At 74.2% G+C, this 7325-nt stretch carries 7 protein-coding genes; all 7 read right to left on the bottom strand.

Annotated features, from left to right (window positions below):
• Nucleotides 1-123 precede the first annotated feature (123 nt).
• The 7 genes from KME79_RS41165 to KME79_RS41135 are packed head-to-tail and all read right to left on the bottom strand — an operon-like array spanning nt 124 to nt 7325.
• The gene (locus tag KME79_RS41165) at nt 124-1272 is read right to left on the bottom strand and encodes an acetyl-CoA C-acyltransferase (RefSeq protein ID WP_148031094.1); all 1149 of its coding nucleotides are present in this window, start codon (nt 1270-1272) and stop codon (nt 124-126) included.
• An 11-nt stretch (nt 1273-1283) separates the two neighbouring features.
• Entirely contained in the window at nt 1284-2048 is a 765-nt protein-coding gene (locus KME79_RS41160; protein WP_219551450.1) for a crotonase/enoyl-CoA hydratase family protein, read from the bottom strand.
• Nucleotides 2045-2803, bottom strand: a complete 759-nt coding sequence (locus KME79_RS41155; RefSeq protein WP_219551448.1) for an SDR family NAD(P)-dependent oxidoreductase — start codon at nt 2801-2803, stop codon at nt 2045-2047. The genes KME79_RS41160 and KME79_RS41155 overlap by 4 nt, the downstream gene beginning before the upstream one ends.
• A gap of 16 nt (nt 2804-2819) precedes the next feature.
• On the bottom strand, nt 2820-4001 hold the full coding sequence (locus KME79_RS41150; RefSeq protein WP_219551446.1) for a thiolase family protein: 1182 nt from the start codon (nt 3999-4001) through the stop codon (nt 2820-2822).
• Nucleotides 3998-4813 (bottom strand): enoyl-CoA hydratase/isomerase family protein, encoded by an 816-nt coding sequence (locus KME79_RS41145; RefSeq protein WP_219551444.1) that lies wholly within the window; start codon nt 4811-4813, stop codon nt 3998-4000. Before KME79_RS41145 ends, KME79_RS41150 begins: the two co-directional genes overlap by 4 nt.
• Nucleotides 4810-6963, bottom strand: a complete 2154-nt coding sequence (locus KME79_RS41140) for an acetate--CoA ligase family protein (RefSeq protein ID WP_219551442.1) — start codon at nt 6961-6963, stop codon at nt 4810-4812. Before KME79_RS41140 ends, KME79_RS41145 begins: the two co-directional genes overlap by 4 nt.
• Nucleotides 6960-7325 (bottom strand): AtuA-related protein, encoded by a 366-nt coding sequence (locus KME79_RS41135; protein ID WP_187281122.1) that lies wholly within the window; start codon nt 7323-7325, stop codon nt 6960-6962. Before KME79_RS41135 ends, KME79_RS41140 begins: the two co-directional genes overlap by 4 nt.

The following is a 7325-nucleotide window of genomic DNA, read 5'->3' as shown; positions in this document are numbered from 1 at the left end:
GTCGTTGCCGAACTCGGCGGTGCCCGCGGTGAACCGGTCACCGGTGAGTTGCATGCCGTCACCGGAGTCACCGGCGAACCGGATGATCACCCGATCGAGTTGCTGAACCTGCTTGGTCACAGCTCAGACCGCCTCGATGATCGTGGCGTTGGCCATGCCGCCGCCCTCGCACATCGTCTGCAGGCCGTAACGCAGGCCGTTGCGGCGCAGGTGATGGACGAGCGTGGTCATCAGCCGCGCGCCGGTCGCGCCCAGCGGGTGGCCGAGCGCGATCGCGCCGCCGAGCGGGTTGACGCGATCGGCCGGGGCGCCGGTCTCGCGCTGCCAGGCCAGGACGACCGAGGCGAAGGCCTCGTTCACCTCGAACGCGTCGATGTCGCCGAGCTTGAGCCCGGCCCGGCGCAGCACCGCCTCGGTGGCCGGGATCGGGCCCGTGAGCATGAGCACCGGGTCCGAGCCGACGACCGCCATGCTGTGCACGCGGGCCAGCGGCGTGAGCCCGAGCCTCCGTACCGCGTCGCCGGAGGCGATCGCCAGCGCGGCGGCGCCGTCGGAGATCTGGCTGGAGGTGGCGGCGGTCAGCCGGCCGTCGGGGACGAGCGGCTGGAGGGTCGCCATCTTCTCCAGGCTGGTCGCGGGGCGCGGGCCCTCGTCGGCCTCCAGCCCGGCGACCGGGACGATCTCGCCGGCGAAGAGCCCGGCGCCGGCCGCCGCGGCGGCCCGCTGGTGGCTGGCCAGCGCGAACTCCTCCATGGCCGCGCGGCTCACGTCCCACTTGGCGGCGATCGTCTCCGCGCCGCGGAACTGGCTGATCTCCTGGTCGCCGTAGCGTTCCGCCCACTTGCGGCCGCCCCGGGGCATGCCCATGCCGGCGTCGGCGCCCACGATGGCGGAGGAGGCGATCGGGATCAGGCTCATCACCTCGACGCCGCCCGCCACCACGAGATCCTGCGCGCCGGACGCGACCGCCTGCGCGGCGAAGTGGACCGCCTGCTGGGACGAGCCGCACTGCCGGTCGACGGTGGTGCCGGGCACCGACTCGGGCAGGCCCGCGGACAGCGCGACGACCCTGGCGATGTTGGTCGACTGGGCGCCGATCTGGCTGACGCAGCCGAACACGACGTCGTCCACGTGCTCGCCGGCGATGCCGGCGCGGTCCAGCAGCGCGGCCACGACCTCGGCGCCGAGGTCGGCCGGGTGGACGCCGGACAGTCCGCCGCGGCGGCGGCCCACCGCGGACCGCACCGCGCCGACGATGAAGGCTTCTCGCATGGTTTCTCCTGTCAACGTCCCTGCCACACGGGAGCCCGCTTCTCGGTGAAGGCGCGGGCGCCTTCGCGGGCGTCCTCGGAGGCACGGACGGGTTCCGATATCTCGCGCTGACGGTCGAACGCCTGCTCGGGCGGCCAGTGCGCGGACTCGGTCATGATCTTCTTGCTCGCCGAGACGGCCAGCGGGCCGTTGGCGGCCACCGCCCGCGCCAGTTCGAGCGCGGACGCGACCGCCCCGCCCTCGGGGACGAGCCGGTTCAGCAGGCCGTGGGCGGCGGCGTCGGCGGCGCTCAGCCGCCTGCCGGTGATCGCCAGCTCCATGGCCAGGTGGTAGGGCAGCCGGTGCTGCAGCCGCAGCAGCGCGCCGCCGGCGGCGACGAGCCCGCGCTGGACCTCGGGCAGGGCGAACACGGCCGACTCCGCGGCCACGATGAGGTCGCAGGCCAGCACGATCTCGAACCCGCCGGCCAGCGCGTAGCCCTCGACCGCGGCGATGAGCGGCTTGCTCGGGGGGCGCTCGACCAGGCCGGCGAACCCGCTCCTGGCCGTCGAGGGACGCTCGCCGCGCAGGAAGCCCTTCAGGTCCATGCCGGCGCAGAAGGTGCCGCCCACGCCGGTGATGACGGCGGCACGCAGGCCGGGCGTCTCCTCGTACGCGTCGAGGGCCTGTTCGATGCCCTCGGCGACGGCGAGGTCGACGGCGTTGCGGGCCTGCGGCCGGTTGATGGTGATGAGCCGCACCGGGCCTTCGTCGGCCACCAGGACGGGGGCGCTCATCGGGGAGCCATCCTGATCGCGCCGTCGAGCCGGATCGTCTCGCCGTTCAGCATCGGGTTGGCGATGATGTGCTCGGCCAGGGCCGCGTAGTCGGCGGGGTCGCCGAGCCTGCTGGGGTGCGGCACGGCCGCGCCGAGCGAGGCGCGCACCTCCTCCGGCAGCCGGCCGAGCATCGGGGTGTCGAACACGCCGGGGGCGATGCTGCACACGCGGATGAGCCGCCGCGACAGGTCGCGGGCCGCCACCAGCGTCATGCCCACCACGCCGGCCTTGGAGGAGGCGTAGGCGACCTGGCCGATCTGTCCCTCGTAGGCGGCGACGGAGGCGGTCAGCACGCACACGCCGCGCTCGCCGTCCACCGGCTCGGTGGCGGACATGCGGGCCGCGGCCAGCCGGATCACGTTGTACGAGCCGATCAGGTTGGTGGTGACGATGCGGGTGTAGTCCTCCAGCGAGCCCGGGGCGCCTTCCCTGTCGACGACGCGGACCGTGCCGCCGCGGCCGGCGCAGTGCACGAGCGCGCGCAGCGGGCCGAGTCCGGCGGCGGCGTCGAGGGCCGACGTCACCTGCTCGGGGTCGGTGACGTCGGCGGGCGCGAACCGGCAGCCGAGGTCCGCCGCCACCTGCTCGCCGGGCGAGCCGGGGAGGTCGGCGATGACGACCTTCGCGCCGCCCCGGGCGAGCCGGGTCGCGGTCGCCAGGCCGAGCCCGGACGCGCCGCCGGTGACGAGCGCGACGGATCCTTCCACTTTCACGGTGATGAACTCCTGTTCACAGACGTTCGACGATGGTCGCGTTGGCCATCCCGCCGGCCTCGCACATGGTCTGCAGGCCCCAGCGCCCGCCGGTGCGGCGCAGGTTCCACAGCATGCTGGTGAAGAGCCGGCTGCCGGACGCGCCGAGCGGATGCCCGAGCGCGATGGCGCCGCCGACCGGGTTCAGCACCTCGTCGGCGACCGGGTACTCGGCCTGCCAGGCCAGGGGCACCGGCGCGAACGCCTCGTTGACCTCGGCGTGGTCGATGTCCGCGAGGTCGAGCCCGGCCCGCTCCAGCACCATGGCGGTGGCGGGGATGGGGGCGGTGAGCATCGTCACCGGGTCGTCGCCGCACACCGAGAAGGCGTGGAAGCGCGCCAGCGGGGTCAGGCCGAGGCGCTCGGCCCGCTCCTCGCTCATCACCAGCGCGGCGCTCGCGCCGTCGGTGATCTGCGAGGAGTTGCCGGCGGTGACCCGCCAGCCGATCTCCGGGAAGCGCCGGGCCGCCTCCTCGTCCTGGAAGGAGGGCTTGAGCCCGGCCAGCCGCTCGGCGGTGGTGCCTGGCCTGATGGTCTCGTCGCGGTCGACGACGGTCCCGCCGGGCACGGTGATCGGCACGATCTCGTCGCGGAAGTGTCCCGCGTCGGCCGCGGCGGCGGCCCGATGGTGGGAGCGGGCCGAGTAGGCGTCGAGCGTCTCGCGCTCCAGCGCCCACTTGGCGGCCACGAGCTCCGCCGCCACCCCCTGGGAGACCAGGCCGGGCGCGTACCGCTCGGTCACCGATGGCCCGTACGGGTCGCGGCCCATCCGCGCCGACCCCATCGGCACCCGGCTCATCGACTCCACGCCGCCCGCGACGACCACGTCGTAGGCGCCGGCGAGCACGCCCTGGGCGGCGAAGTGCAGCGCCTGCTGGCTGGATCCGCAGCGGCGGTCGATGGTGGTGGCGGGCACGTGCTCGGGGAACCCGGCCGCGAGCCAGGCCATCCGGCCGGGGGTGACGGACTGGTCGGCCGCCTGGCTGACGCAGCCGACGATCACGTCCTCGACCGTGCCGGGGTCGATGCCGGTACGGTTCACGAGCCCGGCCAGCACCTGGGCGAGCAGCTCGACGGCGTGCAGCTCGGCGAGCGCGCCGCCGGGCTTGCCCTTCCCCATGGGGGAACGGACCGCGTCGACCACCACGGCTGTCCTCATGAGGTCTTCTCCAGCTCGTCGTCGGGGGTGGTCCAGCGGGGCGGGCGCCGGTCGAAGAACGCCTGGGTGCCCTCGCGCAGGTCGCCGCCAAGGAAGAACGGCAGGTTGAGGAACTGGGCGGCGTCCAGCGCCTGCCCGGCCGGCATGTCGGAGAGCAGGGTGAAGGCACGCCTGCCGAGGCGGACGGCCGCCGGGCTGACCGCCTCGAACTTGGCCGCGTACGCGTCCAGCCCTTCCATCAGGCCGTCGTGGTCGGGGTAGACCTTGCTGACGAAGCCGAGCCGGTGCGCCTCGTCGGCGTCGATGCTCTCTCCGGTCAGCATCATCTCCAGCAGCCGCTTGCGGGGCAGCGACCTGGCCAGGTGCGCCACGATGATCATCGGGAAGAGCCCGATCTTCACCTCGGGCATCGCGAAGCGGGCCTTCGGCGTGGCCAGGATGACGTCGCACATCCCGGCCAGGCCCATCCCGCCCGCGTAGGCGGGCCCGTGGACCGCGGCGATCACCGGCTTGGGCGCCTCCAGCATGAGCCGGTGCAGGTCGACGATGGCGCCGGGCCACAGGTACGCGTCCTCGACGTCGCCCTCGGCCAGCTCCCGCATCTGCCTCAGGTCGCCGCCTGCGCAGAACGCGTCCCCGTCGCCGGTCACGGCGACCGAACGCACCTGCGGGTCGGCGAACAGGCCGAGGAAGGCGTCGCGCAGCCCGGCCGCCGTCTCCTGGTCGAGGGGGTTGCGCTCTTTGGCGCGGTTCAGCGTGACGAGCCCGAGGCTGCCGCGCCGGGTCACCAGGATCTTCTCGCCGCTGCTCATCGGCTCTCCTCCGTCTCGCCGAGGACGATCAGTGCGTCGACCGCGACCGCGCCGTGGCCGGCGGGCCTGACGAGCACGGGGTTGAGGTCCAGCTCGGCGATCCGGTCCGCGTGGTCGGCGCCGAGCCTCGACAGGGCGCTGACGGTGTCCGCCAGGGCGTCCACGTCGGCGGGCGGGGCGCCGCGGAAGCCGGTGAGCAGCTTCCGGCCGCGCAGCTCCGCGATCATGTCGCGGACCTCGCCGGGCTCCACCGGGGCGGGCCGCAGCACGGCGTCGGAGAGCAGCTCGGTGAGCACTCCCCCGCTGCCCAGCAGCACGAACGGGCCGAACTGGGGGTCCACCACGATGCCGGCGATCATCTCGACGCCGTCGGTGATCTGCTGCTGCACCAGCACGCCCTCGGGGGCGTCGCCGAGGTGTGCCCGCGCGCGGGCGTCGATCCCCTCGTACGCGGCGCGCACGGCGGCGGCGCCGGCCAGGCCGACCTCGACGCCGCCGATCTCGGTCTTGTGCGGGACGCGGGCGTCCGCGACCTTGAGCACGACCGGGTATCCGATCCGCTCGGCGTGCGCCACCGCGTCGTCCGCGCTCGTGGCCGGCGCCTCGGCGGGGACGGCGACCCCGTACTCGGCGAGCAGCGCCTTGGCGGCCGCCTCGTCCAGCGGGCCTGCGCCGCCGGGCAGCGCGCGCGAGGCCGCCTGGCCGGACTCCCCGGTGCGGGCCGCCGGGCCGGTCTTCCTGGTGCGGGCGCGTTCGGCGCCGCGCCGGTAGGCGGCCAGCGTGCGGACGGCGGTGAACAGCTCGCCCGCCGAGGTGAAGACGGGGATGTCCGCCTCGGCGAACGCCGCCTTCTCCTCGTCGTTGAGCTCCCCGTCCATGGAGTAGATCGCGAGCGGGGTGCGCTCCTTCGGCGCGGCGGCCGCGGCGATCCGCTCGGAGGCGCGCCGCCCGGCGTCGCCGGTCAGCTCCTTGCGCGCGTACACGACCGTGGAAATGGCCGGGTCGGCGTCGAAGGCGGTGTAGGCGGCGGTGGCCAGGCCGCTGTCCCTGGCCACCTCGCCGGTCAGGTCGCACGGGTTGATGGCGGTGCCGAAGGCCAGCAGCTCCTCCAGCTCGGCGGTGGCCGCCGGGCCGAGGTCGGGCACGGTGACGCCGGAGCGGGCGGCCCGGTCGGCGAGCGCGCCGGCCTGCCCGCCGGAGACGGACATGATGGCGACGCCGTCGTCCTGGGGCAGCCCGCGTGACAGGTAGAACTTGGCGACGGCGACGACCTCGCTGAGCTCGTCGACCCTGATGATGCCGAGCGAGTCGAAGACCGCCTGGTAGATCTCGTCGGCGCCGGCCAGCGCGCCGGTGTGCGCGGCGGCCCGGCGGGCGGCCTGCTCGGTCCTGCCGACCTTGATGAGCACGATCGGCTTGCCCAGCTCGGCGGCCAGCTCGGCGACCTTGACGAAGTCGTCGGGACGGCGGATGGCCTCGACGAACGAGACCACCATGGAGACCTCGGGGTCCTGCAGGGCGACGGACAGGTAGTCGGCCAGGCCCAGGTCGATCTCGTTGCCGGCGCTGGCGTACAGCCGGGTGCCGATGCCCTCCTCCTTGAGCCGCATGATCAGGGAGGCGGCGGTGGCGCCGCTCTGGGTGATCACCGCGACCCGGCCGGGCTCGACGCCCTGGCCGAAGATGGGCTGGATGGTGGCGAGCGCGCCGGTGGCCAGGTTGCCGACGCCGTCGGTGTTGGGGCCGACGATGCGCAGCCCGCTCTCGCGGGCGGCGGCCAGCATCTCGCGTTCCATGGCCCGGCCGTCCTCGCCGGTCTCGCCGAAGCCCTGCGAGGGCAGCACGGCCACCTTGACGCCGGCGGCGGCGCAGTCGCGTACGGCCTGGACGGTGTTCTTGGCGTTGAGCGCGATGACCGCCAGGTCGACGGGCCCGCCGACGTCGGCGAGCGAGGCGACGCAGGGCACGCCCTCGATCTCGCTGCGGGACGGGTTGACCGGGTGCACGCCGCCCGCGAAGCCGTACTGGACGAGCAGGCGCAACGGCCACCAGCTGAGCGTGCCGGGCTTGCTCGACGCGCCGATCACGGCGACGGACCGGGGGTTGAAGAGCGTCTGGACGGCGGGTTCCGCGCCGGTGACGGTGATCACGCGACCGCCTCCGGCCGCGGTCCCGTCGGGTAGGTGGGGACGTCCTCGGCGGCGGTGATCTCCATGCGCAGCAGCCAGGCGTACATGGTCTTGCCCAGGTGGTCCGAGCGCAGCGAGCGGGTGCCCCCGCCGTCGAGCGCCCCGGTGAGCACGAAGTTGAGCGCCTTGATGCCGGGGATCTCGTAGCGGGTGACGGTGCCGCGTACGAGGGAGCCGTAGTGCTCCTTGACCCGCTCCTCGGTGAGCTCGCTCTTCAGCGTGGCGTAGCCAGCGTCGTCGTAGGCGACCAGGCCGACGTTGCACACGTCGCCCTTGTCGCCCGAGCGGCCGTGGGCGATGTCGGCGACCCTGATGTTCGCCAT

The sequence above is a fragment of the Nonomuraea harbinensis genome (genome assembly GCF_019396385.1).
Classification (GTDB): domain Bacteria; phylum Actinomycetota; class Actinomycetes; order Streptosporangiales; family Streptosporangiaceae; genus Nonomuraea; species Nonomuraea ferruginea.
This window is presented reverse-complemented; position numbering and strand designations above follow the sequence as displayed.